The organism is Phyllobacterium sp. LjRoot231, from assembly GCF_964253365.1.
Lineage (GTDB): Bacteria > Pseudomonadota > Alphaproteobacteria > Rhizobiales > Rhizobiaceae > Phyllobacterium.
On sequence record NZ_CAXUQT020000001.1, the window covers coordinates 4,252,197 to 4,278,413 of the forward strand.

21 protein-coding genes and 4 pseudogenes are annotated in these 26,217 nt (G+C 56.1%); 13 read left to right on the plus strand and 12 right to left on the minus strand.

The genetic code is table 11. The features are described 5' to 3' along the window. Nucleotides 1–412 precede the first annotated feature (412 nt). The 8 genes and pseudogenes from ACSQ3H_RS21300 (at nt 413) to ACSQ3H_RS21335 (ending at nt 10,107) form a co-directional block, all read left to right on the plus strand. The gene (locus ACSQ3H_RS21300) at nt 413–928 is read left to right on the plus strand and encodes a hypothetical protein (protein WP_436118879.1); all 516 of its coding nucleotides are present in this window, start codon (nt 413–415) and stop codon (nt 926–928) included. A 198-nt stretch (nt 929–1,126) separates the two neighbouring features. Next, nucleotides 1,127–1,756, plus strand: a pseudogene (locus ACSQ3H_RS21305) (NAD-dependent epimerase/dehydratase family protein). A 200-nt stretch (nt 1,757–1,956) separates the two neighbouring features. Then, complete coding sequence (locus ACSQ3H_RS21310; protein ID WP_436118880.1) at nt 1,957–2,169, plus strand: hypothetical protein; 213 nt, start codon at nt 1,957–1,959, stop codon at nt 2,167–2,169. Between the two features lie 395 nt (nt 2,170–2,564). Next, entirely contained in the window at nt 2,565–3,737 is a 1,173-nt protein-coding gene (locus ACSQ3H_RS21315; RefSeq protein WP_436118881.1) for an SH3 domain-containing protein, read from the plus strand. Nucleotides 3,738–4,535: 798 nt separating this feature from the next. Further along, nucleotides 4,536–5,768, plus strand: a complete 1,233-nt coding sequence (locus ACSQ3H_RS21320) for an HlyD family secretion protein (RefSeq protein ID WP_436118882.1) — start codon at nt 4,536–4,538, stop codon at nt 5,766–5,768. Then, nucleotides 5,750–7,750, plus strand: a complete 2,001-nt coding sequence (locus ACSQ3H_RS21325) for a glycosyltransferase (protein WP_436118883.1) — start codon at nt 5,750–5,752, stop codon at nt 7,748–7,750. Before ACSQ3H_RS21320 ends, ACSQ3H_RS21325 begins: the two co-directional genes overlap by 19 nt. A gap of 669 nt (nt 7,751–8,419) precedes the next feature. Continuing rightward, the gene (locus ACSQ3H_RS21330) at nt 8,420–9,772 is read left to right on the plus strand and encodes a PAS domain-containing protein (RefSeq protein WP_436118884.1); all 1,353 of its coding nucleotides are present in this window, start codon (nt 8,420–8,422) and stop codon (nt 9,770–9,772) included. Nucleotides 9,773–9,825: 53 nt separating this feature from the next. Then, entirely contained in the window at nt 9,826–10,107 is a 282-nt protein-coding gene (locus ACSQ3H_RS21335; RefSeq protein WP_436118885.1) for a hypothetical protein, read from the plus strand. A gap of 363 nt (nt 10,108–10,470) precedes the next feature. Here ACSQ3H_RS21335 and ACSQ3H_RS21340 read toward each other — a convergent pair whose 3' ends face one another. From ACSQ3H_RS21340 to ACSQ3H_RS21375, 8 genes and pseudogenes are all read right to left on the minus strand, one after another. Continuing rightward, nucleotides 10,471–10,932 carry a YbhB/YbcL family Raf kinase inhibitor-like protein gene (locus ACSQ3H_RS21340; protein ID WP_436118886.1) on the minus strand — a complete coding sequence of 154 codons (462 nt, stop codon included), beginning with the start codon at nt 10,930–10,932 and terminating at the stop codon, nt 10,471–10,473. Between the two features lie 508 nt (nt 10,933–11,440). Next, the gene (locus ACSQ3H_RS21345) at nt 11,441–11,620 is read right to left on the minus strand and encodes a hypothetical protein (RefSeq protein ID WP_436118887.1); all 180 of its coding nucleotides are present in this window, start codon (nt 11,618–11,620) and stop codon (nt 11,441–11,443) included. A 61-nt stretch (nt 11,621–11,681) separates the two neighbouring features. Next, complete coding sequence (locus ACSQ3H_RS21350) at nt 11,682–12,185, minus strand: NAD(P)H-binding protein (RefSeq protein ID WP_436118888.1); 504 nt, start codon at nt 12,183–12,185, stop codon at nt 11,682–11,684. Between the two features lie 552 nt (nt 12,186–12,737). Then, nucleotides 12,738–13,341: pseudogene (locus ACSQ3H_RS21355) on the minus strand (transposase); the annotation flags it as partial. Nucleotides 13,342–13,539: 198 nt separating this feature from the next. Continuing rightward, nucleotides 13,540–13,737 carry an RNA-binding protein gene (locus ACSQ3H_RS21360; protein WP_436118889.1) on the minus strand — a complete coding sequence of 66 codons (198 nt, stop codon included), beginning with the start codon at nt 13,735–13,737 and terminating at the stop codon, nt 13,540–13,542. A 405-nt stretch (nt 13,738–14,142) separates the two neighbouring features. Further along, on the minus strand, nt 14,143–15,084 hold the full coding sequence (locus ACSQ3H_RS21365) for a complex I NDUFA9 subunit family protein (protein ID WP_436118890.1): 942 nt from the start codon (nt 15,082–15,084) through the stop codon (nt 14,143–14,145). A 264-nt stretch (nt 15,085–15,348) separates the two neighbouring features. Beyond that, a complete protein-coding gene (locus ACSQ3H_RS21370) occupies nt 15,349–16,905 on the minus strand; it encodes a S8 family serine peptidase (RefSeq protein ID WP_436118891.1) in 1,557 nt (518 codons plus the stop codon). A 15-nt stretch (nt 16,906–16,920) separates the two neighbouring features. After that, a complete protein-coding gene (locus ACSQ3H_RS21375) occupies nt 16,921–17,202 on the minus strand; it encodes a hypothetical protein (RefSeq protein WP_436118892.1) in 282 nt (93 codons plus the stop codon). A 370-nt stretch (nt 17,203–17,572) separates the two neighbouring features. Between ACSQ3H_RS21375 and ACSQ3H_RS21380 the strand changes: the two genes are divergently transcribed. From ACSQ3H_RS21380 to ACSQ3H_RS21400, 5 genes and pseudogenes are all read left to right on the plus strand, one after another. Beyond that, on the plus strand, nt 17,573–18,079 hold the full coding sequence (locus ACSQ3H_RS21380) for a transposase (RefSeq protein ID WP_436118893.1): 507 nt from the start codon (nt 17,573–17,575) through the stop codon (nt 18,077–18,079). Nucleotides 18,080–18,992: 913 nt separating this feature from the next. Beyond that, entirely contained in the window at nt 18,993–19,178 is a 186-nt protein-coding gene (locus ACSQ3H_RS21385; protein WP_436118894.1) for a DUF3606 domain-containing protein, read from the plus strand. A gap of 183 nt (nt 19,179–19,361) precedes the next feature. Further along, nucleotides 19,362–19,595 (plus strand): annotated as a pseudogene (locus ACSQ3H_RS21390) (IS6 family transposase); the annotation flags it as partial. A 79-nt stretch (nt 19,596–19,674) separates the two neighbouring features. Next, nucleotides 19,675–20,718, plus strand: a complete 1,044-nt coding sequence (locus ACSQ3H_RS21395) for an IS110 family transposase (protein WP_436118895.1) — start codon at nt 19,675–19,677, stop codon at nt 20,716–20,718. Between the two features lie 283 nt (nt 20,719–21,001). Next, nucleotides 21,002–21,363, plus strand: a pseudogene (locus ACSQ3H_RS21400) (IS6 family transposase); the annotation flags it as partial. Between the two features lie 283 nt (nt 21,364–21,646). On the opposite strand, the gene ACSQ3H_RS21405 reads toward ACSQ3H_RS21400, so the two are convergent. From ACSQ3H_RS21405 to ACSQ3H_RS21420, 4 genes are all read right to left on the minus strand, one after another. Then, complete coding sequence (locus ACSQ3H_RS21405; RefSeq protein ID WP_436118896.1) at nt 21,647–22,681, minus strand: IS110 family transposase; 1,035 nt, start codon at nt 22,679–22,681, stop codon at nt 21,647–21,649. 409 nt (nt 22,682–23,090) lie between these two features. Continuing rightward, the gene (locus ACSQ3H_RS21410) at nt 23,091–23,888 is read right to left on the minus strand and encodes a DUF3313 domain-containing protein (protein WP_436118897.1); all 798 of its coding nucleotides are present in this window, start codon (nt 23,886–23,888) and stop codon (nt 23,091–23,093) included. Between the two features lie 278 nt (nt 23,889–24,166). Beyond that, a complete protein-coding gene (locus tag ACSQ3H_RS21415) occupies nt 24,167–25,504 on the minus strand; it encodes a sensor histidine kinase (protein ID WP_436119528.1) in 1,338 nt (445 codons plus the stop codon). Further along, nucleotides 25,504–26,175 carry a response regulator transcription factor gene (locus ACSQ3H_RS21420; RefSeq protein WP_436118898.1) on the minus strand — a complete coding sequence of 224 codons (672 nt, stop codon included), beginning with the start codon at nt 26,173–26,175 and terminating at the stop codon, nt 25,504–25,506. Before ACSQ3H_RS21420 ends, ACSQ3H_RS21415 begins: the two co-directional genes overlap by 1 nt. Nucleotides 26,176–26,217 lie beyond the last annotated feature (42 nt).

Here is a 26,217-nt window from a genome sequence, read left to right on the forward strand (position 1 = left end):
CGATGCGCGATAGGATGTTTTTGGAACTTCTATTGGGCTTTGTGAAAAACGGACAGCAGGATTTGCCGGCAAATTGAGTTGGCGTATCTGCGGTCAACGGGGATTCACCTCGGTAGCTCCAGTCAGCGGTGCCGCAGGCCGACCCTCGCCCTGAGGAACTTTTTCAAACAATCATAGTCCATAAGCGCCGGGGAGCCGTGGCCTCTTCGGTAGGGGTCTGACGCCAGCCTTGACCCCTTCACACCGTGTCAGGCCTCACTTTGTCCGGCGTCGGACTTTGCATAGGTCTTTTGATTTTTACTGGTAGGACTTTAGTCCGATTTCTCATTCCCTAATCAAACATTAATTAGTGGAGCGTCGGCACGTCCGTGTCGGCGTGCCAATTTCCAGGCGTTTATTGAGGAGGTGGACCATGGTTCGATTTAAGGGTCGTCTTATCGCAGCAGCCTGTCTTGGCTTGTTTGTCATCGGCGCAGTTTTTTCAACCACCGATCATTTCAATCCCATTGGTCCGGCCCTCGCCAAAAACGGCGGCGGCAATGGTGGTGGCAATGGTAAGGGTGGTGGAAACGGCAACAATGGCGGAGACCATGGCAAATCGTCCGACCGCGGTAATTCTATCAATGCCCACGATAAATCCAAGATCGACAAGGCCTCTCTGGACGCCGACGACGATAACAATAGCTTGGGTCCTTTGAATGCTGCCCATGCATCTGCGCGGGCGAGGGAACGGGCCGCATCAAGCTCGGCGGTTGGCAAGATTGCGACCTACGAGCGCAGCCGGGAAGAGGCCTTGGCGCTGACCGATCCTGCACTCCGCGAGCAAGCGCTTGATGATGCCGTTGCACAGCTCGAAAGCGCCTTTGGCCGCACGTTGACCGCAGCGCAGGTCGATCGCATCGACGCATTGCTGGATGCTCGTCAATAAGATCTGCTGAGAGACCTTTCCAACAGCGGGCTTCGAGTCGCTGTTTTCATAGAAGTAACACCGCGCGTCACGCGCAGAGGTCCGTTCAGATATACAAGGACGGTGAGTGGCCATCTCACCGTCGAGTTCACGAGCCCTAGGGATAAGGGGTGGCCAGAGACACTGCTGAACTGATTTCAGCAGTTAAGGAACTCTGGAATGGTTGAAGATAACAAGTCTCTCGTTTTGGAAAATCCGGTTGGTAACCAAACCGAACACGACTACAGAGAGCAACACGACGAAGTGGTTCTCGTAACCGGAGCATCGGGATTTATCGGCGCCGAACTGGTCAAACAACTGGTGGCGGCAGGCAACCAAGTAATCAGTACGTCGCGACACCCTGTCGGTGGCGCTTCATAGTACGTTCGCCTCCCTTCTCCGGACGAGCCCTTGAGCGCCTTCGAAGCCATTCTCGAAAACGTTGACCATGTCGTGCATCTGGCAGCAGTCCACCACGCCAAGCGGGCAGTATCCGCCGAAGAGTGCCATGCTGCCAATTGCATTCTCATGGCCAAATTGGCTAAGGCTGCCCATAGAAAGATCACTGGGAAATTCGTCTTCACATCGTCGATCCGGGCGCAGTGCGGCAGCGTGTTCGACGGCGTCATGCGCGAAAGCGACCCGCCGCAACCAACGGATGATTACGGTCGGGCAAAGCTCGCGGCAGAGGCTGAGATTGCCGCCGCCATGCCGCGCCGGAACTACACGATCCTGAGGCCGGTTCTGGTCTATGGCCCGGCTGCGACCGGCAATCTTGCCAAGCTCACGCGGCTTGCTCGCTCCCGCTGAAAGGGTTGCCGGGCAAAAGATCCCTTCTCGATCATGGCGCTCTCTGCGCGACGATCATTCACAGTCTAAAAGAGCCAAAGACGGATGGCGAGCCATTCCTTGTTGCGGACAAGTCGCCTCTGACCATAGGGGAAATGGTGGCAGCCATGCGCCGTGGAATGGGACACAGTCCCCGGTTGTTTTCCGTCCCGGAAGCGCTTTTGGATATCGCCGCAAAATTGACCGCTAAAAGCGATCGGAAACAGAGGCTATACCCCGACCTTATGGCAAGCTCGGCCAAACTCCAATCCACTGGCTGGGAGGCTACTGATGATCCGATGCAGCAGATAGAGCAGGTGTCGAAATATCAAGAAAAGCCTGCAGTATTGCCGGTTGCCTCGCTGAATTCGGTTTTCTTACTCTCACAATTCTAGATGGCGCCAGCAAACGCAACCTGCGCATCCTCCTCTCTACTGCGAAACGCTGTCAAATCTCGTCCGGTCGAACCCAACTACTTCGGCTCAGCCGTTGCCGTTTCGCCCGGTGGATGGCAACCCAACACCCGCCGCGGTCAAGAATGCAAAACGAACTGGTGTCATCTCCCCTTACCCTTACCCGAGCTATAAGGAATTCTCAGGCTCGTGTAGCGCGCGTACAAGGTGTCTATTCGAGGTATCCATCCGGCTTATGGGGTATGGTGGGCCTCCCGGCGCTCATATCCGTATAGTTCGATGAACTGTATTGGTGGTTTTTCATCAGGTGCTAGACTGGGGGCCGTGGAAGATGCTTTAAGTATTTTGGGGCTAGTCAAATCATGAGATGCAGCAGGGTGGCTTGGGGGCTGAAGACGTTCGCGTATGGTGCGTTGATCCTAATTTCATGGGCATCCGGCGCGTCTGCGGCTCTGACTTTCACACCGGGTCGACTATCCAGCGGCACTCACTATGTCCTCGTTGCCGGAGATTTTGACTACAACCAGGATCTCTCCGACTTCACCCTGCTGGCCAAAGAGCACAACCCAATCTTCGTCTCATTCGACTCACCCGGCGGCAATATCCCAAAAGCGATGGAACTGGGCCGGTTAATCCGAATGTTAGGTCTTGCAACCTTTCAGCCGAGGGAAGTCGAGTGCGCATCCGCTTGTGCGCTGGCGTTCTTGGGAGGAACCTGGCGATTTGCTTCGCCAGGAGCTATCGGTGTTCACAAATCGTCCTTCTCTGACAGCAGCGGCATGGATATTAACAGTGCCGTGTCCTACGTTCAGCAAATAACGGCCGAAATAATCTCTTATATGACGGAAATGGATGTCGACCCGAGTTTGCTTCAACTATCGCTCCAGTATGATAGTGACGACATTCGTTACCTGTCCAAAAGTGAAATGGCTGCATACCGTGTCACCACACCGATTGACAACGCGTCAGCGAACGTGGCCGCGCAGGAAAATTTGCCACCACCATCGACTGTGGCGGTGCAGCCCGGTACGCGGGCATTGCCGGACAGTTCCCTCCCCTCGCTCGATGCTCGATTTCAAATTCCTCTGGCCAAGACGGGCAAGGTGCGACATCCAGAGGGGACAGAGTATTTGCGAGCCGACGCCAGCCAGGCGAGCGCCAAGCGCGGGCTTGTGCGCAATGGCGACCCCGTGACGATTCTGAGCGTAGGTGACCGCTGGTACATGGTAAGCGTCGGCGGCCGAGTAGGCTATCTGCACCACAATTGGGTGAAGGTGGATCAGTTCGTCAACGGTCGTTTCGGCGATCGATACATTCAGATTGCGAGCTTCAACAATTACCCTGAAGCGCAAAACTACATTCGCAATGCAACCGTTCCTCTGATGGCTTATCTGGCGACCAACCACTGGTTCGCCGTGACGCTTCCGAATTCGTATCCGGCAAAGCGTGCTGCAGAGGTTTTGAAGCAGATGAAGGCAAACGGAACCGTGCCGGAGGACGCATTCATGACGGTGGGGAACACCTACGTTCGGACGGCATGTTGCGAGTAGGCAGCAACAACCAGTTTCGTGGTCGCTCATCCATAAGATGAAGGCGACAGTTGGAGGCCGAGCAGGTTGTCCGCACCTGGTGCATCGGGCGCCGTGCGCAACCAGGGCGAAGCCAAGTTTGCTATGGATTCGCCGCAGGAGCTTCACTTCCAGCCGATCGGCCAAGGTGAGAGTGTAATACAGCATCAGGCTGGTTTCGTCATCGGGAATACCGAGAAGCTCCTCGCGGTCTTCGGGTTTGAGAGTTTGCGGCGCCCCACGTTCCACTCCAACAAAGCCATTTACGCGTTGCTCACGTCGCCCCTTCCGGGGTACCTCACGATACTATTCGGTGGGATAACCACTGAGTTCGGATTCGAAAGATCTGGACGATGAAAAACGTACTGGGAACGCTTGCACACGTGGTGCCCAGTTGCCCATGCCTGCCTCATTGCTGCCGCATAATAGCCATTTTTCCGTCTCATTTTTACATCGAAAGATTTAGATAATTTGCTTTGCGATCCGTTCACTGCGTTTTGCTTTTAGATACTACCTATCGTGTGGTCTCAAGCAGACCTTATTTTGCAGCCCGCGACGGCAGCCCACGAAGAAACCGTCGGAGAAGCCACTTAGGGTTGAGGAGGGAGTGACGGATAGCTGCTAAAGAAACCTGCGTTCGCCGAACGCGAATTCCTCATTCCAATAAATCATTCGCTGATTAACGGTTCAGTGTGATTCAACTGTTACGAAAGAGTGAGAACTGAGAGAGAGTTTGGTAGTCGCCATAACCTTGGCAACTGGGATCATTGGATATCGAGCATGATCTGGAACCACCGTCTTCTGCGCATCGCGGTCGGGCTATTGCTCGCAGGACTCGCACTTATTGTTCTGTTGCCTGGGCTGACTGGTTATACAAGCCTCGATGGCACTGTGAATGCCCGTTTTGCCATCATTAACGCGCCTATTGACGGCACGATCGCCCAGGCAACGCCGAAGGTCGGTACACCGCTGGTCGAAGGAAAGCCCCTTTTACTAATTCACAACGAGCGGGTGAACCGAGCGGTTCTGGCGTCGTTGAGCGCCGAGCGCCAGACCGCGCTCGACCGGGTAACAGCTCTTCGCCGTGAGCGCAGCGAGTTGGCACAGCTTCGGGACGAATTGTCCACTCGCTTGAATATTTATAAAGAAGCGACAATAGCGAGCATCCAGCAGGATATTTCGATCCTGCGCAAGCGCGTCGAAACCTCAGAGGCCCAGAACATCGCAGCGCAATCCGATCTTAAACGTCGGCGGCAACTCGGATCGCAGGGGATTGTTTCGTCCAACATTGTCGAACTTGCACAGGCGGCAGAAATCACGGCAACCGGACTGGTAACAATTAGCAACATGAGCGTTGAGCAGCTCGAACAGAAGCTGGAGGCCTTACGGAAAGGCATTTTCGTTTCGGGCGACGGTCAGAACGACGTACCGTATTCGCGTCAACGGCAGGACGAAGTCATCGTGCGCATCAGCGATATCGATACGCGCATAACGGAAAATGAAACCCGGGCTGTACAGATTGAGAAACAAATGGTCGAGGAGGAAAAACGCGTTGAGAGCCTCGAAACGGCAATCGTCCCCGTTCCCTTTGACGGCGTTGTCTGGCGTAGCAGTGTAATCAACGGCTCCAACGTCATCCTCAACAATGAACTCATGCGAATCCTTGATTGCCGTGAGCTCTTTGTCGACATCCTCGTTCCTGAAATCGACTACGATGAGATTTTTCCCGGACGGGAGGCGCAAATACGGCTTCTTGGACGTGGCGATGTCTTAAAGGGCACGGTTCTGTCGGTACGTGGCAGTGCAGCGGTCGTCGAGGAAAATGCTCTGGCGGCGAATTTGCCGGCAACCAAAGAGCGCAATGCTCGTATCAGGGTTGGCCTCACGCCCTCGGCGCTCAACACCGACTCGGCTAATTTCTGCCAGGTGGGGCGAACCGTTCAGGTGCGTTTTGCCAAACGCAGTGTCAAATGGACACGCTGGTTGGAAGGCCTATGGTTCAGCATCTCGTAGTCCTTGCACCAACCATTCTCGTGGTTGCTTTTTTCCTGCTCGGCCCTTTCAGCTGGTCGCGTCACCATACATGGACCCGGACAGTCACATGTATTTTCGTGTTCGCCGTGGCGGCCCGTTACTTGTGGTGGCGCTTTACGGAAACCGTTCTGCCCTACCCGAACGATGGCGGCAATTTTTACTGGGTCTGGTTTGTCTTTGTCATTGAAGTTCTGGCTTTTTCCGAAGTTATCCTGTTCCTCATATTGATGAGCCGGTACGTGGATCGAAGTGCCGAAGCTGACGCGCTTGCACCAGCGTTCTTTGGCGGACATCAACGGGATTTGCCGACAGTCGATGTTTTCATTCCAACGTATAATGAACCGTTGGACGTCCTGGAACGGACGATCATTGGCGCGCTTGCCCTCGACTACCCCAAAGACAAACTGAGGGTCTACGTCCTCGACGACATGCGCCGCGACTGGCTGAAAGTCTATTGTGAGGAAAAGGGGGCTATTCACGTCACACGGCCTGACAACTCCCATGCCAAAGCCGGCAACATGAACAATGGCCTGAAGGTCAGCTCAGGTGATTTTGTTGCAATATTCGATGCGGATTTCGTCCCCTACCGTCACTTTTTGCAGCGCACATTGCCTCTATTTATCGATCCGGGCATTGGCATCGTGCAAACCCCACAGCACTTCTTCAATGTCGATCCGGTACAATCAAATCTTGGCCTTGAGAACATCTGGCCGGACGAGCAACGCCTCTTCTTCGATGAGATGGCGCCAAGCCGCGATGCCTGGGATGTCAGCTTCTGTTGCGGATCGTGCTCAATTGCACGACGTGAGGCCCTGGACACCATTGGTGGCTTCCCAACTGAATCGATTACGGAGGATTTGCTGAGCACACTCTCCATGCTCAACAAGGGCTACAAGACGCGCTATCTCAACGAACGCCTGTCGATGGGACTCGCCGCAGAGAATCTGACAGGCTATTTCATTCAGCGCGAGCGTTGGTGCCAGGGAGGTATCCAGACTCTCTATCTTCACAATGGTCCCTTGCGTGGTCCGGGATTGTCCCTGTTTCAGCGGATCATGTTTCTGCCAATGTCCTGGATTGTTCAGTATCCCGTGCGCTTGACCATATTGATTGTGCCGGTGGTCTATCTCTGGATCGGCGCCCTTCCCTTGTATTTCACCAGCGTTTCGGAATATCTGTCGCATCAGCTACCAGTTCTCGCCGCCTATTTTCTGCTGATGATATGGATTACGCCGACGCGCTATCTGCCTGTCGTATCAAGCGCTATCGGCACATTTGCAACCTTTCGCATGCTGCCGACTGTCGTTTCCAGCCTCATTCGGCCCTTCGGCAAGCCCTTCAAGGTTACCCCCAAGGGCACCGGCAATGAGGAAAACCAGTTTGACAAATACAGCTTCGCCTGGATTGCTGCCCTGCTCGCCATTACCGCTATCGGTCTATTGCTGAACATCATGCCCGAATGGATAAATAGGGGCGACCAGTTTTCGCTCGTTGCAGCGTGCTGGTCAGTCATAAACATTGTTGTACTCGTCATTGCTTCCCTGATCTGTTTCGAAAAGCCGCGCCGGCTGTTCCATGCGTTCAAGGTGGAAGAGACCGTTCGCCTCGATGGCGTTCCTGGCCATTTGGTCAGTCTCGCGCTCGACAAAGCCGTCGTTGCGGTCCCCAATGGGACGCTTTTCGCCTCGAAGGCGATCACGCTTGCACTCAACGGGTTTGAGGCTTTCCAGGTGGAACTCAGGCAAATTACACGGCGGAAAAGGGCCATAAGCCGTCCTGGCGACAAGCTTAAAGACTATCTGCACCTTCATTTTGAGCCAAACGGGTCGACGCGCGATCAACTCATTCTCAAGCTTTATACGGGTGACTATTCGCAGGACGTACCCGAAATCGACAAAACAGCTGTTTCTCTCGGCCTGCTGCTACGAGCTTTTGGGCGAACACGATCCTTCAAAACGTAACATACCGGTCGATATCAGTATTCGAGACCTCAATTCAGAGTGCGCTCACGTCGACCTCGAACGGTGTCGGCCTCGAGCAAGCGAAAATCGTCGCTATCCGATCCAATGATCCCAATGACGACACTCAAAAATCAGGCGACGTTGACGTCCTTGACCGCCATCTTGACCGTCGCGGAGATCAGGATGTCCCCAACCCTTGGCATACAAAATCGCAAGTGAGAGCTTGTGCGATACCACTATTAGCAGCCTCTACCCAACGGTAGACGCTGAAGACGCGGATCCCCGATAGGGGTATTAAAGAGGGTAATCGGGATTCGCTAGACCGCGCCCGATACCAGGACCAATGCTGGCGTCGACAACACTTCGACGTTCAAGGAATGGACACTTAGGCCAAGACTGGGACCACACATGCCGTCATCAGCATTCTGAATGATCGCACAAAGGTGCTTTCCGTCGATCTACGAAATGCCGTCTATGTTCCAGACCGCGCGGCTTATTTTGGCGCAGGGCGGAGCGTTCGGCATTGTAGGCGAGGAGTTCCCCCAATCTGTTGTCGAATACTATGAGCGGCCGCCCCTGTCGGCACGTCGTAAGAAATAACTGTGGTTTTTTCAGCATATTGAATAAATTCAGCGCGTAATACCGCATCCGGCACACTAGGCTGAGCAAATGAATATCAAGACCCAAATCATCACTACAGTTGGACTCGCCGCGGTTTTGATCGGTTTAGTCGGTGGTATTGCGATTTATTCCCAGATAATATTGACCCGATCTGTCGCGCTGACCGAGGCGACAAACGTCGCGCGACAATTGGCCGGAACAATTGTCTTCAAAGCCTCTGATGAGCCTCGTTCTTTGTTCGAAAGGCCCGATGCACTGCGCGAATTCGTGACGTCGCAACATCGTCTTTCGCGGCGCGACTTCGTCGTGGTTGATCGCCACAAGGTCATTTTGGCCGACATCGGCGGCGAAGAGCAAAACATTGGCACACTCTTCAATCACGATCGCGGCAACGAAGTTACCCGGACGATCGAGGATGGCATTGTGCGGGAGTTTGCCGAAATTAGTAATGATGCGCCCGAAGGGGTTGAGCTCATTGTGGTGCCGGTCGGGGAATCGCCGAATAAAATCATTGGTGCCGTACTGCTCGAATACACGCCGCTCTTGCGCGAAGCGCAACGTCGCACGAACGACATTCTGTGGCTCATCGGCCTGTGCACCGCGGCTGCAGTGCTGGTCGCGGGAGCTTTCGCCTTCTTCCTGATACGAGGCTTCAACGCCGGCTTGGCCGGGCTCACTCAAGGCATCCAATCCTTGGCGCGAGGTGATGTCGGGGCTCGCATAAACCACACCTCCAAGGATGAGTTCGGGCCACTGGCACAGGGATTCAACACCATGGCGGTCGAGCTTGAATCTTCTCGCACGCATCTTGTCGATCAAAAAACCTACATCGAAGATATTGTCCAGACCGTGGCTGAAGGTATCACAGTCATCGACGGCAAGGGACAGATAGCAACCGTTAATCCTGCAGCAGCTGAAATCCTCGGGCGGCGACACGACAGGATCGAAGGACAAGAATGGCAATCGATCATCGAGATGCAAAGCACGACTGGAGAAACGTTCGCGCCGGGAACTTCGCTTGTCGACATGACTCTGGCCACTGGCCGTCGACACCAAAGCGAGATACGCCTGGTTAGGCCGGATGGTTCGCAACTGCTGGTGATCGCGAGCTGCAGCCCACTCAATCGCTCTGACGGCGGTACGGTGCTGAGTTTCAGTGACGTCAGTGAACTGCGACGGGCGGAGCGCACGGTTAACCAGCGCGTCGAGGAACTGGCAATTTTGAACCTTGAACTGCAGCAGAACTCTGAGGCCACTGCTCGCCTGGTCAAGCTTGGCGAATTGCTCCAGGCCTGCGTCACTTTTCGAGAGGCGTTTGCGGTTGTCGGCTCTGCCATGCCAGATTTCTTCAACGATCTGAGTGGAACTGTCCATCTGACCAACGCCTCTTGGCCGCGATAGTCTGGCTTGCCACCACGGGACATGACTGGGTACCCTCGGTTGAGGAGAAGCCAATGAAATCGAATATGATCTTTGATCGCGTGTATGAAAGCGGCACACCTGGGGCAGTCACCATTACCATAGTAGAGGGAGCCGGTGAGCCGGAGGGTTATGTAACTTGCCCAGTAGAAATATCCGGACATTCCTTTTCAGAAATCATTGGTGAATTAGTTCATATACCTTTGGCAATCGAAGTGGCCGTCGACATGTGCAAGCGGCCCGGCATGGAACGCATAGTGGTGTTGATTGATGATCTGAGTCTGTGGCAGCCCGAACGGGGGACCCTTCGCTATTGACGGCTGCCGCCGCCAACTTTGCAGGCTGACATTCGTTAGCGGCCGTCGCACCCAGCATCGACACCACCGTTGCCGGTCAACTCATCGTTTCCATAATCGCCTTAGATTCTGCCAAACGTCAAAATGATCAGTCTTGTCCTAGGAGATCGGACGAAATCGAACCGCCAAAGACACTTAGTCCTTCATGTAGTCTCTGAATCGGGCGTTTTGTTCGAATTCATTTGCCGTTGACACATGTTCGTTTGAAAATGCCGATAAAGGCTCCGCTCGGAATCGAACGCAGCAAGTTTATGCCATGGGCCTTGAACTCCGAATGGAACGTCTCGCCTTTCACAAAGGGGCTCATCAGCGGCTACAGGATTACTATGCTTCAAACGTCCCGGTTAGAACTGCCTTCGCGAGAATGTGTTTGTTTGCTTCAACCCACATCACCTTGACACCGGCCGTCCCCGGAATCGTCAAGTTTGGAACATCGAGAGCGGCCAACCGGAAGTGGTAGTGGTGAACCCCATGACCTTTGGGCGGTTGCGGACCATCATAACGCGCATTGCCGAAGTCGTTTTCTGAATAACGCGGTCCTTGGTCCGGAGATGTATCGACGCTTTCAGGCAAACCATCCTTCGTTGGCGGGATATTGAACATGCCGCAATGTCGGAAGAGCCCGCTTGGCGCATCGGGATCTTCAACCACAAGAGCAAAACTGCGCGTCCCGTCCGGGGCACCGGTCCACTTCAAGGGCGGAAACAGATTTTCACCATTTCGGGTATATTTTTTGGGGATTGGCTCGCCATCTGCAAATGCAGGACTCATTAACGTCAGGGCCATTGGGACCTCCTTTAATATCGACGCGATATGGATTCCCGCCGGGCACGGGAAAAATCAGCTGCAGACCTACCAGAAACAATGACCACGCGCTTATGCGACCTCACCATCAGACGATTTGCTTTCGCTGAATCTTTGTTTCGTAACCCCGAACGAACGGGATAGTTCCGTGTTTGATCAGCCCCTATTGAATTGCAGCTCCCGCGAGCGGAACCTTTTCTGGCGGCACTAGTGCGCGGTGCGTTGTATGAAAGGAGAAAAGAAGATGCCCGACACCCCGCCTCAATGAACCACTGATCATGAAGCCATACGCAAATGGGCCGATGCGCGCGGCGGAACGCCACGCCGGACGTTTCGTTGCCAGGTTGCATGAGGGTGTACCTACGTCATCGGCTGCTTCCTTCGATGGCGAAATCTCGCCCCCGCCACGACTCTCCAGCTGTCGGCGTACCTGCGCCGCAGCGCCTCATTCAATGCGGTGCGCCAGCGTTCTTGTTGTCGCCGCAGCAAGCTATACGTCACGCGGATGCGGGACATCAGTGTTGCCGCCAATCTTCGGACTGTCGGGCAAAGGCTCTTTCGATGGCGGTTTAAGGGGCGCGGGAAACGGATCGTCGTCCGGCATCGGCAGTGGTTCATCCGGCTGCGTGGGGTCTGGTTCCGGCCTTGGAGGCGTGATCGGATCGCCCATTTTGTTATCCTTTCGCTTTGACTGGTGTGGAAGGGAACCCGGGCTTCGTTACCCAAGGTAGTTATTTCGCCGGAGCTGCCGGGGCGGTCGTTTCTGCCTTGGTTTTGCTTGCCTTCAATGGATCTGCCACGCCGTCCCGTGCCCGGATGTAACTCGAATCCGATCGGAGATCGGAGCCGATCCCCGAAATCTGGATGAATTGCTGAACCCTGGCATTGCGCGACGCCACGGCGAGCTCAGCAGCTGCTTTCACATGCACGCGCTCAAACGTCAGATTTCCATGTTCGACATAGAGGCTGACAGCATTCACGACGGCATATGAGTCGCCGATGGCCGAGGCGACAGAGGACGCATCCAGTATATCCGCTCCGACGGCTCCGGGAGACCTTGCATCAGAGGAGAACAGCGCGGCCAGGCGATCCGGGTGTCGGGATGCGGCACGGACGGTGAAGTCTTTGTCCAGGAACCGCGTGACGATCCTGCGTCCCAGAAAGCCGGTTCCGCCAAAAACAGTGACAATTCGTTCTGCGGTCCGGCTGCCACGATTCATCTGTCTGGCCATCATAAAGCCTTTCACCACCCTGACCCACCGCGATGGGTATCTCCTGCCCCACGGGAAACGAGGCGATCTAACATTAGGATACTAGGGAAACCAGGAAGCTGCGATTTTGTTTCATGATGGGCAAACGGAAGGGCCTCGGCATAGGGGACTGTTCCAATCGGTTGAAGAATTGCCTCTTTTTGTGTCCCTCTTTGCGCCCGTTCGGCGGCACTTTGAAGAACGGGAGGAGATCACTATCGGATGGAGCATGGAGCGGAGGAGACCTTTCCCGTCGACTCCGATCGGCGGCATGTGGCGTCAGGGATGATCAGGGTCGGGCGGCTGATCGGGCACTGAGTCGGGCGGAATCACGGGTGTCGTGCCTGTCCCCGGGGGCCGGTCTAACAATTTCTGAGCCGCCTGTCGGCGGCGGCTTCCCCGGAGGGTTTTGATCCCCGGTGTTCCGACATGGTCGGCGGACTTGCATCCGGCGAAACCATCCGGGCCTGCGATCGTGTCCCGAGGCGTGGTCTAGCGTTCGGCTGAGGCCGTGCTTTCCGGCGTGGCCGGAGGGGATCAGCGGGCTACAGCGGGCAAGCTGATTTGCGGATCATCGCTCATCTGAGCGATTGTTTCCAGCGTCATGTATCTCGATCGTTGCACGGCCCATTCGTCGTTCTGTTCCAGCAACAACGCGCCGACCAAACGAACGATCGCTTCGTCATTGGGAAAGATACCGACAACCTCGGTACGCCGCTTGATCCCGCCATTGAGGCGCTCGATCGGATTGGTGCTGTGGAGTTTGGCCCGGTGCTCTTTCGGGAAGGTCATGTAGGCGAGCACGTCGTTCTCAGCCTCATCCATGATGGCGGCGAGCTTTGGCACTTTTGGCCGTATCTGGTCGGCGACGCTGCGCCACTGATGGCTGGCAGCCTCCGGTGTATCCTGGGCAAAGGCGGTTACGATGAAGGCGGAGACGACGCGTCTGCCGCTCTTTCCCGCGCCCGCCAGAACATTGTGCATGAAATGAACCTCTTTGCCATGTGGCGCTCAAGACCTTGGTGACGGCGGCCTTCAGCCCTTCATGCGCATCGGAAACGACGAGCTTCACGCCTCTCAAGCCCCGGCGTGTGAGTTTGCGCAGGAATTCCGTCCAGATCGGCTCGGCCTCGGACGCGCCCTGGTTGTTAGGAAACCGAAAAGCTCATGCTCATCGTCGACCTTCTTGCGCACACCGCGCCAGCGGGTCCAGAAAAGAGGCCGACCATCATCTCGCGCAAACCATATCGGAAACTTCCGGCCTGTCGAGGGATTGGGCTCGTCAGTATACTCCATGAATGACGTCGCCGGCACAAGGCAGCGGTATTCTGGGTATGATTTAGCTATCTTTTTTCCATCGCTTTTCTGCCGCCTTCCGCGCGATCTCCGCGAGCCGCTCAGGCGTCATATTTTCGGCGCGCTTCTTCCCGCCCTTCGCGCCGAGAGCCTTGGCGGCAGGGTCTTTGCCATCGTCAATCACGTTGTCGGCTTCTTGGCTGGCAGCAATACGCATGACCTTCACGGCATTGCCGATCACGTCGGCGGGGCGCTTCTGGCCTTTAGGTCCAGTGGGCAATTCTCCGGAAACGTGTATACGACCGTCTGCGTAGAGACATCAAAGACGCGGGCCGATGTCGCGCCCAATGTTGTGTTCTTAATTCCCAACTGCTCTTTGGCGAACCTCTTGGCCGATTCCAAATTGCCGGGCCACGGCGTCGAACCGACTTCGGTATCATCCTTCATGAACTGCACGTGGTATGACATTCTTCCTCCAATTGCTTTCCGCTAGGCATATAGGAATTCGGGCCGATTGGGCCAAGTTCCATAATTCACGCGACGGGTACGCCGGTGATCGGATCAATGGGATGGTGATCAGTGTGCTTATCGTCCTCGTGACAACCGTCGATATAGGTGCGGAGACCGTGACCTGTTCTTGTCTGTGTCATGCAGCTGATCTGTTCGCTTGCTCGATCATGCGGATCACCTCGCGGATGGCGCGCGGTACGATGTTGAGTTCGCTCAAACCAGGCAGGTCGGCTGCTGCCACGTTGTCATGGCGCATGAGATCGATCTGGTTGCGTGTGAGGGGAGCGCCGGGAAAGAATTCCGCCACGCGCGCCAAGACGTTCCACACGGCAAACGGCATCGGTGTCAGCCTGATACGGATATCGAGTTGCAAGGCAATCTCCCGAAGCAGTTCCTCATAGGTGTAGACGTGCGGGCCGCCGAATTCGAAGATGGAGGAACCTCCGGGGTCATTGCGATCGATCAGACAGCTTATGGCTTCCGCGACGTCTCCCACATAGACCGGCTGAAGCCGCGTTGCGCCATCGCCGAACAGCGGATAGACCGGCAGCAGGCGTATCAGCCTGACCAGGACCATAAGGAAAGCGTCGTCCGGTCCTGTCATGACGGACGGACGGATGATGACGCTTGGAAATGTGCTCACCACGGCGTGTTCCCCTCGCCCGCGTGCACGGATGTAACTCGATTCCGATCGAGGATCGGAGCCGATTCCCGAGATCTGGATGAATTGCTCAACCTTGCTGTTGCGGGACGCTGCGGCGAGATCCGCCGCTGCGTCCACATGCACGCGCTCAAAGGTTAGATTTCCACGTTCGACATAGAGGCTAACGGCATTCACGACAGTGTGCGAACCGGCGACGGCCAGGGCCACCGAGCCGGGATCCAGGATATCCGCCCGTATGGCTTCCGGACCTCTCGCATCCGAGGAGAAAAGCGCGGCCACCCGTTCCGGATGTCGGGATGCAGCGCGGACGGTGAAGTCTTTTTCCAGGAGCCGTCTGACGATCCTGCGTCCCAAAAAGCCGGTACCGCCAAAGACGGTGACAATTCGTTCAGGGCTCGGACTACCGCGATTCATCTGTCTGATCCTCTGATCGGCGACACGTGCCGTTAGGGATGATCAGGGACCGGTGGCTGGTCGGGCACCGAGTCGGGCGGGATCACCGGTGTGGTGCCTACACGTGGGGCCGGTTCAACCATCTCTGAGTCGCCCGGCGGCGGCGATTTTAACACGCCCTTGCATCGTTGCCCCGGCCCCTCGAAGAACCGTTTGGTCATGTGCTTGCCCCCACGTTGGTTGTTGTTCAGGCGGTCGGGGGACCGTGCGCCCAGTCCGCCATGATCAGAGAAGCTGCTCCACGGCCGCGAATGCATCGACGAGGCCGGCACCGGTCGCACCATCCTCCCCGACGCCGGCCGCGACCCCTGCCCCGTTGGGGTCGCTCGCGGGATTGGCGTTGCCCGTCGTCACGTCGCGCGCAGTGCGACGCAGGATGGCTTTGACGTCGCGCGGAGAGACCTTGGGGTCGGCCTGGAGCAGTAACGCGCATAAGCCAGCCAGTTGCGGTGCGGCGGCCGAGGTTCCGCTGAACACTCCCCAACCGTCGGCGGGCCGGGTGCCGTCAAAGGCGGCGCCATCGCGATCGATCTCGCAACCCGGTGGAATGGGGAGAGCTAGGTAGTTGGCATGGGGCAGGAGACCGACCAGGCCACAGACATCGGGAACGCTTCGTCCCGAGTATATCTGGCTTGTGAAGGCGCTGGCATAGTCGGACGCGCGCATGGCACCGGCCTGATTGACGAAAACCCCGCCAGCCGAGATGACGTCGGGCATCTGGCCCGGAAATGAATAATGGCCATTGCCAGCGGAGAAGATGATTACAATGCCACGCTTGACGGCAGCCTGGATCTCGGCCTCCAGCGCAACCAGGCTATTCGGCAGGCTCGGCAAGGGCGCATTGCCCATCGCGCGCAGATCATAGCCCAGGCTCACCGAGATCACGTGCGGATCATGCTTGAGCGCCTCCTGAAGACCTTCGAGCACCGAGGCGCCCGATCTCGGATCAACTTCATTGTCAAGTTTCACGCCGATAAAGGTCGCGCCTGGCGCAACAGCGAAGATGTTCGCCGACTCGCCGGTGCCGTGGCCATTGCCATCGACGCTGCGATCAACGGCGCCCGGGGCGAGGATGATCGAGGAGGAATAGCCGTTCGCCTTGAAATAGGGGTGACCATGGGCAAAGCCGCTGTCGATCATAGCGACCCGGACACCCTTGCCGATAATCCCCTGGAGATGTGCCGGCGTCGCATTGAGGTGACGGGCGATGTCGGCGGGGGCTGCGAGATGGAAATAGGGGAGCGCGGGCGGCACCGCCGATGGGAGAGTGCCGCTAAGTGGTCCAGGCCTCCGCGGACCTGCCTTGCGCTTGCCGGACGTTCTGGCGGAGCCTTTCGCCTTCGCCATGTAGATGTGCGGCCATTGGATGTAGACGTCGTCAAGTAGCGCCTGCAGCGCAGGGTCCGGATTCCACGGCGCTCCATCGGGCGGATAGAGCACCGAGCCGAACTGCGCCGCTGATCCGCCCGGCGCGCTCATGCGTTCGAGCTTTGTTTGGAACAGTGCCTCGAATTCGGAGCGGGTGCAACGCATTGAAGCGGAGAGCGACCCACGGCCGGTAAGCTTGAAGCCCCGCCGCGCGAGGTCGGCAAGAGCGAGGTCGGCCTGGGCCGGATCGGGTATGAACGCTGCAACCGTGTCGGTCGACATCCGCGCGCCGAATTTCGTGGGGCCGCTCTGACTGCCCGGCCGATTGAATGTGATCGCAACTCGGAGTTGCTCCCCTACGGCATCACGGCGGGCAGGCTTGGTATTCAAGTCGTTGGGATCATACGCCTTCATCTCTTCGCCCCCCGGCTATTCGAATGACAAATGCTCCGGTGCTTCGCTGATCGACTCGACAAAAGGTTTGAGCCGTTCCGGCACCGCCAGAGTGTCACCGGAGCCGGAAGGAGCGGGAAAAAGCTTCCTGAACTCGGCGTCCGACATGCGCGCTGATAAGGACGCATTACCCTCGCCGCTGACCTTCATCCCCGCCTCCTGCGCCGCGCGCTTGGCCTCTGCACGTGCGTCGTCCGTGCGGCATGTGTCGCGCAGCATGAGTTGCAACCGCCGGATCGGGTGGGTCTCGTCAGCCATAACCTCCACCGAAGGTACGGCAGAACGACTGAGCCGACACCTTTGGACCTCCGTTAGGATTTTCAACACTACACTTGGCCTCTGGTGCATTCAACAGTGGGCGAGGTATTTCGGATATCTTTAGACCATTTGATCAGTATGTGACCAAGTTGTCGTGCTCCAGATCACCGCGGCATTGCAAAATGGCTCAAGTTCGATGCACTTCGGATCGACGCCCAGCCGCTCTGCGACCGAGTTCGCCCCGGTATTTCCAGGAGTATCTATCGCGACGTTGGAACGATGGTTGTGTCCGAGGCCGCGATCTGTTCGACGAGATCAAACGTCGCGGCTACACCGGCAGCTTCTCGAACCTGGAGCGGCTTCTGACCACGTGGCGACGCGCCAACAGTGCAAAAATGGACATCGCTCCCTCCGCGCCCACGATCGTCGCGCCACCGGCCCCGACCCGCGTCTTGGATTCAGCGACCGGCCATGTGTCGCTGCTGCACTTTGCGTCAAGCCGCGAGGGTTGCTGACAGCAGATCAGGCGGCAAAGGTCGATGCCCTGAAAAAAGCCTCGCGAGATTTTGCCGTAATGCGCACCCTTGCCATGCGCTTTCAGGGCAATCTCCGGAGCAAAGATGTTTCGAAGCTGGAAGACTGGCTGGACGATGCATTTGAGACGGGCATCTATGCCATGCAGCGCTTCGTCCGAACACTGAACCGAGATCTCGAAGCTGTCAGGAATGCCGTTGAGCAACCCTGGAGCAACGGCCAGATCGAAGGGCAGGTTAACAGGCTGAAGACCCTCAAACGCGCAATGTACGGTCGCGTAGGCGCTGAACTGCTACGAGCCAGAATGCTGCCGTTCCACCCGCCCAACCGCCACACACTTTGAGGAAGACCCTAATTACGTGCACCGATTCACACGAACGGCCGCATTCTTACGTTTAAGTACAACCCGACATAGTTGCTGCAGTTTATGGCATGCCGTTCGTCGGCGGCCTCACATACATCATTTCGCTCTATACGCTATGGCGTTTTTTCTTGCGCCCAAAACCGAGGTGAGTGCCTTGGCTGCTGAATGGTGGTGGCCTACTGACGACGTTTGCGGGAGCCATGCCCGAACTTAAATTGGAAGTGCCATCCGCGTGAAATGCTGCGGGCCGAATGCCATTACCGCTGAGTGATATTCCTTACCCTTGAAACCGACCAATGAGTGCAGCGCATTGAAGCTTTTTCAACTTGTGATTGTCGTACGTTGATGACGCACTACACTTGACTGAGCCGATTCGGACGCCTCCCATTTTTCCGCGTCGGCTGTTCCCCTCCGGAGGCTTTCAACCTTCGCAATTGCGCCGGGCCTTTTAGTCCGGCTCTTTTTATCAGGAACAGCGACTCGAAGGCGCAGCGACAAAAGACCATTTCTCCAGATTAGCCTAAGGCCTATAATTGCATCGTATCCGCATCCACGGAGGGTGCTGTCAATGAATGACCTCATTGCCTTTATGTCGCTTACAGCCATCGGCTTGATAATCGTAACAAACCTCCTAATGATGATCTACGATTAGCTTGGCTGCAGTTCTAGGCTCTCGCACAGGATCACCAGGCGGGGTTACTGGGCGGGATCCGCACTCACGTAACCCAGGTGCAAATACCCTTCTTGGGTGATGCATCGTTGAGTTGGTTGCGGCACGTCGGATTCGAACTGCTTGTTTTGAGCTAGCCAATGACCACTTCACCACTCCGCATGGAACGAAAATGACTGAGCACAGTTTTGCAGGTTAGCCAGCAAATTGAGGAGTACTCAAATGGCAGACAACAAATCAAAAAGGGATAATCAGGATCGCACGAAAGTCTCGTCCAGTGAAGACTACGAGGTCCAATATCTCGTGACCAAATATGACCTGAGCAAAAACCGTGCACTTGAGCTGATCGCAAAACATGGCGGCAACCGACAGAAAATTGAAAGCGAATTGGAGGCCGTTAATATCTAGAATTTCGCGAATAGGTTTCGTTGCGGGAAGTCGTGAACCTTTCAATGACGCTTTTTTAGTCCGGCTCTTTTTGCGCGAACCACTGCCATTATTTATTCGCTGACGTTAAGACAATTCAGCGGAGGTGCCGCAATGGCACCGTAAAGTTATTGAAAGCAGGTTTTGATAGCGCGATAAATGGATATGTCGAAATTGACGCGCGCTCCGCTCTATCATCGCCATCGTTTTCCGGTCGAAATCATCACCGAGGCGGTATGGCTGTATTTCCGCTTCCCGCTCAGCCTTCGCATGGTGGAAGATATACTTGCCTATAAGGGCATCATCGTCACGCACCAGACAATCAGCACATGGGCGGAGAAATTCGGGCGGGACTGCGCCAACAAGATCCGCCGGCGCACACCACGCCTTGGCGACAAGTGTTGGGGTGGACGGCCCCCGAACGGCATCGAAATGTGCCAGAGTGAGTCGTTAACGATCTCAAACAAAGGAGCCGTCCGTGGATCAGATTATCCGTATTGGCATGGATACGTCAAAGCACGTCTTTCAATTGCATGGCGTCAACGCCGCCGAGCAACCGATCCTGCGCAAGAAGATGCGCCGCAAGGAGATGGTGGATTTCTTTGCGACATGCCCACCGACCGTGATTGCGATCGAAGCCTGCGGCGCTTCGCATCACTGGGCGCGGTTGCTGACGGGGCTCGGACATGAGGTAAAGCTGATCGCACCACAACTGGCGAAGCCCTACGTCAAGCGCGGCAAGAATGATGCGGCCGATGCCGAAGCGCTATGCGAGGCGATGAGCCGCCCGACGATGCGGTTCGTTCCGGTGAAGAGTGCGGATCAGCAAGCCGCGCTGATGCTGGTGGGCATGCGCGAGCGCGCTGTCGCCGCACAGACGCAGCTTGCCAATACGATTCGTGGCTATGCAGCTGAGTTCGGGCTGACCGCGGCCAAAGGCATGTCTCATATTCCGCTCCTTCTGGAACGCATCATGATTGATGAAAGCATTCCGGCTGTGGCGCGTGAGCTGTTCGCGTCCCTCGCTGAGGAATTTGCGCAGTTGGGTGAGCGCCTGAAAGAGGTGGAGGCAAAGCTGATGGCCTGGTATCGCAACAATGAATGTTGTCGCCGTCTTGCAAAGATTCCTGGCGTCGGACCGATCGGCGCGGTCTTGCTGGTGATGAAAGCGCCGGCACCGGAACAGTTCACATCCGGAAGGCAGTTTGCCGCCTGGATGGGCCTGACGCCCAAGGATCATTCGACTGCTGGCAAAGTCAGGCTCGGTATCATTACGAGGGCCGGCGATGAGGCATTGCGCAAAACATTGGTCGTGGGTGCGACCTCGTTGCTTCGACAGGTGAGAGCGGGAAGAGGCAGGAACGCTTCGCTCTGGCTCATCGGGTTGCTCAAGCGCAAGCCGCCAAAACTCGCGGCTGTCGCGTTGGCCAACAAGATCGCCAGGATCGCCTGGAAAATGATGGTGACCGGCGAGGCTTACAAGGGCAATGCTGCGCGACCGGCTCTGGCCTGCGCGGCGTGAAGAGATCAGTCGGTCACGGTGAGCAGGATACAGACGCTACCGTGCTGAGCTGATGCGTGAACTTGCAGGAAACGAGTAGATGGTGTGATCGATCGATCCGAGACGCGGTACACTCCGTAGGTGCCAGTGGCCCAACGTGGCCGATCAAGTGTTTGGAACCCACGTCGCGGAACCCATCTTGGCCAGCGTTCATGTGTGAACGCACCAAAAGGCCGGACATATGAACGCAAGAGATCCGATCAAATCATCAAAGAGTTCTTGCAAGGAGGGGGCCGTCCACATATGGCACCTTGACGAGGTTGTCATCACGATCAACGACAAGAAGCACTGGCTGTGGCGGGCCGTCGATCAGGATGGTTTCGTCCTCGACGTTTTGGTGCAAAGCCGCAGGAAATACCAAGGCAGCCAAACGCTTGATCCGCAAACTGCTCAAGAAACAAGGTCACGCGCCACGCGTTATGGTAACGGATAAACTCAGATCCTATGCAGCAGCCAACAGGCAGATCTGCCTGACATCTTGCGATCATCGTCAGCATAAAGGTTTGAACAATCGCGCGGAGAATTCACATCAGCCGATGCGACAACGAGAGGATCATGAAACGCTTCAAATCATCACGGCAGCTTCAGCGATTTGTCTCCATCCATATGTGGACGGCTCCCACTTGCAAGCGTTTTCTGCAGATATTTTGATCAGATCGCTTGCTTCCATATGTGCGGCCTTTGTGTGTGGCTGCACATGACCACTGGCCAAGATGGTTTCCGCGACGCGAGTTCCAAACACGATCTCGACCTTTGAAGGCCAATGGATGGAACGGAGTTTCCCGCATCTTGGATCGATCGATCGCACCGTCTGCTTTTCTCTTGCAAGTTCACAGCATCAGCTCAACACGGTGGCACTTGGTTCCCGCTCACCGTGATGGCCAATCTCTTATACTGCCTGTGTTTGTCCTTCTGGCCGCCGGTACGTCTCGCCGCTCACCATAAGCTTCCAGGCAACACGGGCGATCTTGTTAGCCAGTGCCACTGCAACCAGTTTTGGTCTCTTCCGCTGAAGGAGTTCGAGAAGCCATCGAGACGCATGTTGACTTCGGCCTGTTCTGACATGCTGAAGAAGAGCAGTAGCACCAACCACCAATATGCTTCGCAACATCTCATCGCCAGCACGCGTGATCATACCAAGCCTGACCTTGCCCGCGGTCGAATGATCTTTCGGCGTCAGCCCGATCCAGGCTGCAAAGTCACGGCCCGATTTAAACATTCTCGGGTCCGGGGTCTTCATCATTAAAAGCGATGCGCCAATCGGGCCGACGCCTGGGATCTCGGTCAAACGTTTGCTACACTCGTCAGCACGATGCAGCACCATGAGTTTCTCATCGACCGTTTTGATTTTTGCAAGCATTTCTCGATACTCAATGCCCTGCATGGCGAAGAGTTCACGTGCTAGTTCCGGTAGCGATTGATCGGCGGCAATGCGCTCTAACAACGGCCCAATTTTGCACATGCCTTTGGCGGCGACGATGCCGAACTCCATGGCAAAGCCGCGAATGGCATTGGCAAGCTGTGTGCGACTGCGGATCAACCTCTCTCGCACGCCGATCAGCATCAAAGCTGCCTGTTGGTCCGCTGTCTTCACTGGCACGAAGCGTATAGTCGGGCGGCTCATTGCCTCACACAAAGCCTCCGCATCTGCAGCATCGTTCTTGCCCCGTTTGACATACGGCTTTGCCAACTGCGGCGCGATCAGCTTCACCTCGTGGCCGAGCGAGCTTAATAACCTCGCCCAATGATGCGAACCGCCGCACGCCTCAAGCGCAACGGTGGTCAGCGGCGTCTTTTCGAAGAACTTCACCATCTCCCTGCGAGACAGCTTCTTACGAAGAACCGGCTGCTCGTTTGCATTCACGCCATGCAATTGGAAAACGCTCTTTGACGTATCTATACCAATGCGGATAATCTGTTTCACGGACGGTCTCCTTCGATTGAGATTTCAACGAACTCATTCTGGCACAGTCGATGCCGTTGGGAGCCGTCCAACCCAACATGATCCCATTGCCAACCTTCACCGCTTTCCCCGCAACCAATATTCATCGTCTGAGCATCGCGATCTGCGCAACCAGGCGATGAAGGTTTGGCGCGAAATCGCCGGCGTCAATGCCACCTGAAATCACCACCAAAGCCATAAATGTGCACACACTCACTATGACATCAGAATCGGACTTTTAACTTTACGGTGCCGCCGGCACTGCTCTGTCCGTTCATCAGCCTGGCTGAGCGGGCTGATGGCTGGAGGGTGCGATCGCCGTTCCTCCACAGGCAACTTGTGAAAGCATAGTCGCTCTGAAGAAACTATACCCACCTGCGCGTATAATACGTCAATGTGTCACGAGCGGTTTGGGCTTCTTGTCGGTCCATTGCGGCGGCGCACCGTACTTGGCCGCGACGACCCCCGCTAACCCAGGCGCTCGGCCAAACTCCTCACACGCGGCGTACTTCGGTTTACCGCCAAGCCAGGATTGCATCCGCTGCCTCGAAGGAAGAGAGATGTCCAGTCCTTTCGGCTCCTTGCCGACGATGAGCATTCGGGAAAAGTCACTCCCGAACTTTGAAGCGAGGCTATATGCGTCCCCGACCTCCGAAACGCGAGGGTTGTCCTGGATGGAATTTGCCCCGCGCGCCCACACCATTGCCGCGCGCTGGACGCCGCCGCTATCAACTGCCTCCGCTTCAACGGCGAGTCCTCCAAGGCCGACGGGCAGGCGTGGTACACTGACGGGCAAGACAAAACCGCTGCCTACGGTTACGGCCGTTGCGACTCCCGCCATTGCCTTGTTCGTCGGAACAATATCGGTGACGACGGATCGGATCGTCAGATCGGCCGGCTGGCCAGTTGGGACCATTTGATACTTGTCACTGAGTTTGACACAGAGCGCCCGGTCCAGTGCGTTTGATACTAGCGAGCGGTCGGATTCCAATTTCACCCGGGATGCGGCGCTGAACGCGAAAGTCGTTGGAACGATGCTTGCCGTCTTCACGGCGGCGAGATGTTGCCCATCGACGTAAATGCGTTTCTTGGACAATTTTCCATTGGGCGCGCCAAGATTGCTGTATGAGGTCAGGGTGCCGCCTTCCTTCAAAGGCACCGAGGCACATCCGGTGACTGCTAAGGCCATGGGCAAAGCTAGACATATAAATTTCAACGGTAACGAAGGTGGGGACCCGACAAGTCGGAAGGGTGATTTAATTGATGGATTGCTGCGCACGTTTTCTGGGCTCCGTTGTGGATGTTCTGGAGCGACAGTGCGAGCGAAGAATTGCCGCAGCATTACAGATTATTGCGAGGATCGCCGATACGTAGCATCTGTTGAAAGTTCGAAGGACTTGCCACTGAGAGGCAACGACTTCTAGGGGAAACTCTACTGACGGTCCAACTTGCTTCGCAGGATTTCTATCAGAGTTGGATCACTACCTGCGTTCCGGACGAGCCGCTTTTGATGCTGACTTGACCCCCATGATTTGTGACGACCTGCTTCACCAAACTCAGACCGAGACCTGCGCCTTTGCTTTTGGGGGTAACGCGATAGAATGGTTCAAAAACCAGGTCTTGATGTTCGGCCGGTATGCCAGGACCTTCGTCGGCTACGTTGATCTGACCGTCCGCCGAGACCGAAATCGTGATCATTCCAGCATTACCACCATGGTCGATTGCGTTGCGAACCAGATTGCTGATCGCTCTTGGTAAAGCGAAAGGACTGCCTTTGCGTTCGACGCTTTCCACTTCACTTTGAAAGGATATCTGGTAGCCAGCCGCGATCGCCAGGGGCGCGAGGTCGGCAACGGCCGTTCGTGCGATTTCGACGAGATCGACCATTTCATGTAGATCGGTCGCCTGGTCGTTGCGCTCAAAATCGAGGAGTTGTTCGGCTGTCTCAGCCAAACGCGCAACGTCATCCAACAGACGCCTGCGATCCTGGCCCTCGGGCATCCCGTCGATCCGCGTCTGCATGATGGCGATGGGTGTTCGAAGCTCATGGGCTGCATCGATCAGGAAGCGCTGGCGTTTCTGAAACTCACTCTCAAGCCGCTCAAGAGTTCCGTTGAACGCAATCACCAGCGGAGCGACTTCTTTGGCAATACCGTCCACCGGAAGGCGTGTTCCATGCCGGCGCGGTTCGATCTCTGATGCTTTGCGAGCCACGTCGCTCACCTTTGCAAGGGCGTGCCTGACAATTCGGGGAACGGCAAGGAAGATCGCTGGCAAGGCAACTACGATCAAAGAGACATAGATTGGGTAAGTACCGGCAAGAATGGCAAGAACGGGCCAGCCTTTGTCAGCGAAGCCGCCAAACAGAATTCGGACCTCACCCACAGCAGTCTCCACGTTTTCGACCGATGCAATCTCATTTGTACCGGCCGATCCCCGAATGTCTGCGTCCTGGAATAGGTGCGCCAGATGCGCGAGCTCAGCGTAGGGAGCAGGTACGGTACCATAGGATACCGAAGCACCGTCTATTGTTGCCGCGACGTACCAAAGTCCGCTGTTCTGCTCTTTTAGCGACCTCAGCTCCGACGTATCGCGTAGTCGAAACTTTCCTTGTGGATCGCGTTCCACGGCCTTTGCCAATACGGCGCTGATTTTGTCCTCCACGGCGACGTTCGGAGAGAGGATCATTGCACCGTAGACGCAAAGCCCGATGATCACTGCGGCAATCACGGCCACGAAAACGAGACTTAGCTGCCAGCTCAGCTTCCACCAAAGTGACGGGTTCGACGTGTTTGCTGCGCGCATCATTCTTCCTTCAGCAGATATCCGACACCCCGGATGTTGTGGATCGCGATGCCGGCTCCTGCATCAAGCAGTCGTTTGCGCAGCCTGGAAATATGCGCATCGAGCGCGTTTGACTGGATTTCTTCTTCATAATTGTAGACCGCCGCTTCAAGCGTCGATCGAAGGACGGTTTTTTCTTTCCGCTTGGCCAGCGCTGCCAGGACCAGAAGTTCACGTCTGGGCAGATCGAGCGGGATCGATTCGACGGTGACGCTCAAATGCAAGGGATCGATCATCATTCGACCCACTGTGATTTGAAGTTCCGCCAGACTTGCCGGTCGTCGCAAAACGGCCCGCAAGCGAGCCATTAACTCTTCGACAAGAAACGGCTTACCCAGATAATCGTCGGCACCAACGTCGAGACCTTCGACCCGCTCCATCGGCTCATTACGCGCGGTCAGCACGATGATCGGCGTGTCCGTTCCTGTCCGCCGCAACTGGGGGATAAACGTCAACCCCTCACCGTCGGGCAAGCGGCGATCCAGCAGGATCGCATCGTAAACATTCTGGCGCGTCAATTCGATTGCATCAGCAAGATGCATCGTGTGGTCGGTGACGATCCCATGCTTGCTCAGTGCCACCGACAGCGCATCTGCCAGTTCCTTCTCGTCCTCGATCAGTAGAATTCTCATTGTCTTCCCGCTTTTTCCGCTCTCTTTGTCCACTACCAAGAT

Bases quoted from the DNA above. Each gene is read 5' to 3' on its own strand.
- ACSQ3H_RS21330 (WP_436118884.1), top strand. From the start codon at position 8,420: ATGAATATCAAGACCCAAATCATCACTACAGTTGGACTCGCCGCGGTT.
- ACSQ3H_RS21350 (WP_436118888.1), bottom strand. From the start codon at position 12,185: ATGATGGCCAGACAGATGAATCGTGGCAGCCGGACCGCAGAACGAATT.
- ACSQ3H_RS21410 (WP_436118897.1), bottom strand. From the start codon at position 23,888: ATGGCCTTAGCAGTCACCGGATGTGCCTCGGTGCCTTTGAAGGAAGGC.
- ACSQ3H_RS21340 (WP_436118886.1), bottom strand. From the start codon at position 10,932: ATGGCCCTGACGTTAATGAGTCCTGCATTTGCAGATGGCGAGCCAATC.
- ACSQ3H_RS21370 (WP_436118891.1), bottom strand. From the start codon at position 16,905: ATGAAGGCGTATGATCCCAACGACTTGAATACCAAGCCTGCCCGCCGT.
- ACSQ3H_RS21365 (WP_436118890.1), bottom strand. From the start codon at position 15,084: ATGAATCGCGGTAGTCCGAGCCCTGAACGAATTGTCACCGTCTTTGGC.
- ACSQ3H_RS21345 (WP_436118887.1), bottom strand. From the start codon at position 11,620: ATGGGCGATCCGATCACGCCTCCAAGGCCGGAACCAGACCCCACGCAG.
- ACSQ3H_RS21420 (WP_436118898.1), bottom strand. From the start codon at position 26,175: ATGAGAATTCTACTGATCGAGGACGAGAAGGAACTGGCAGATGCGCTG.
- ACSQ3H_RS21385 (WP_436118894.1), top strand. From the start codon at position 18,993: ATGGCAGACAACAAATCAAAAAGGGATAATCAGGATCGCACGAAAGTC.
- ACSQ3H_RS21320 (WP_436118882.1), top strand. From the start codon at position 4,536: ATGATCTGGAACCACCGTCTTCTGCGCATCGCGGTCGGGCTATTGCTC.
- ACSQ3H_RS21415 (WP_436119528.1), bottom strand. From the start codon at position 25,504: ATGCGCGCAGCAAACACGTCGAACCCGTCACTTTGGTGGAAGCTGAGC.
- ACSQ3H_RS21375 (WP_436118892.1), bottom strand. From the start codon at position 17,202: ATGGCTGACGAGACCCACCCGATCCGGCGGTTGCAACTCATGCTGCGC.
- ACSQ3H_RS21325 (WP_436118883.1), top strand. From the start codon at position 5,750: ATGGTTCAGCATCTCGTAGTCCTTGCACCAACCATTCTCGTGGTTGCT.
- ACSQ3H_RS21335 (WP_436118885.1), top strand. From the start codon at position 9,826: ATGAAATCGAATATGATCTTTGATCGCGTGTATGAAAGCGGCACACCT.
- ACSQ3H_RS21300 (WP_436118879.1), top strand. From the start codon at position 413: ATGGTTCGATTTAAGGGTCGTCTTATCGCAGCAGCCTGTCTTGGCTTG.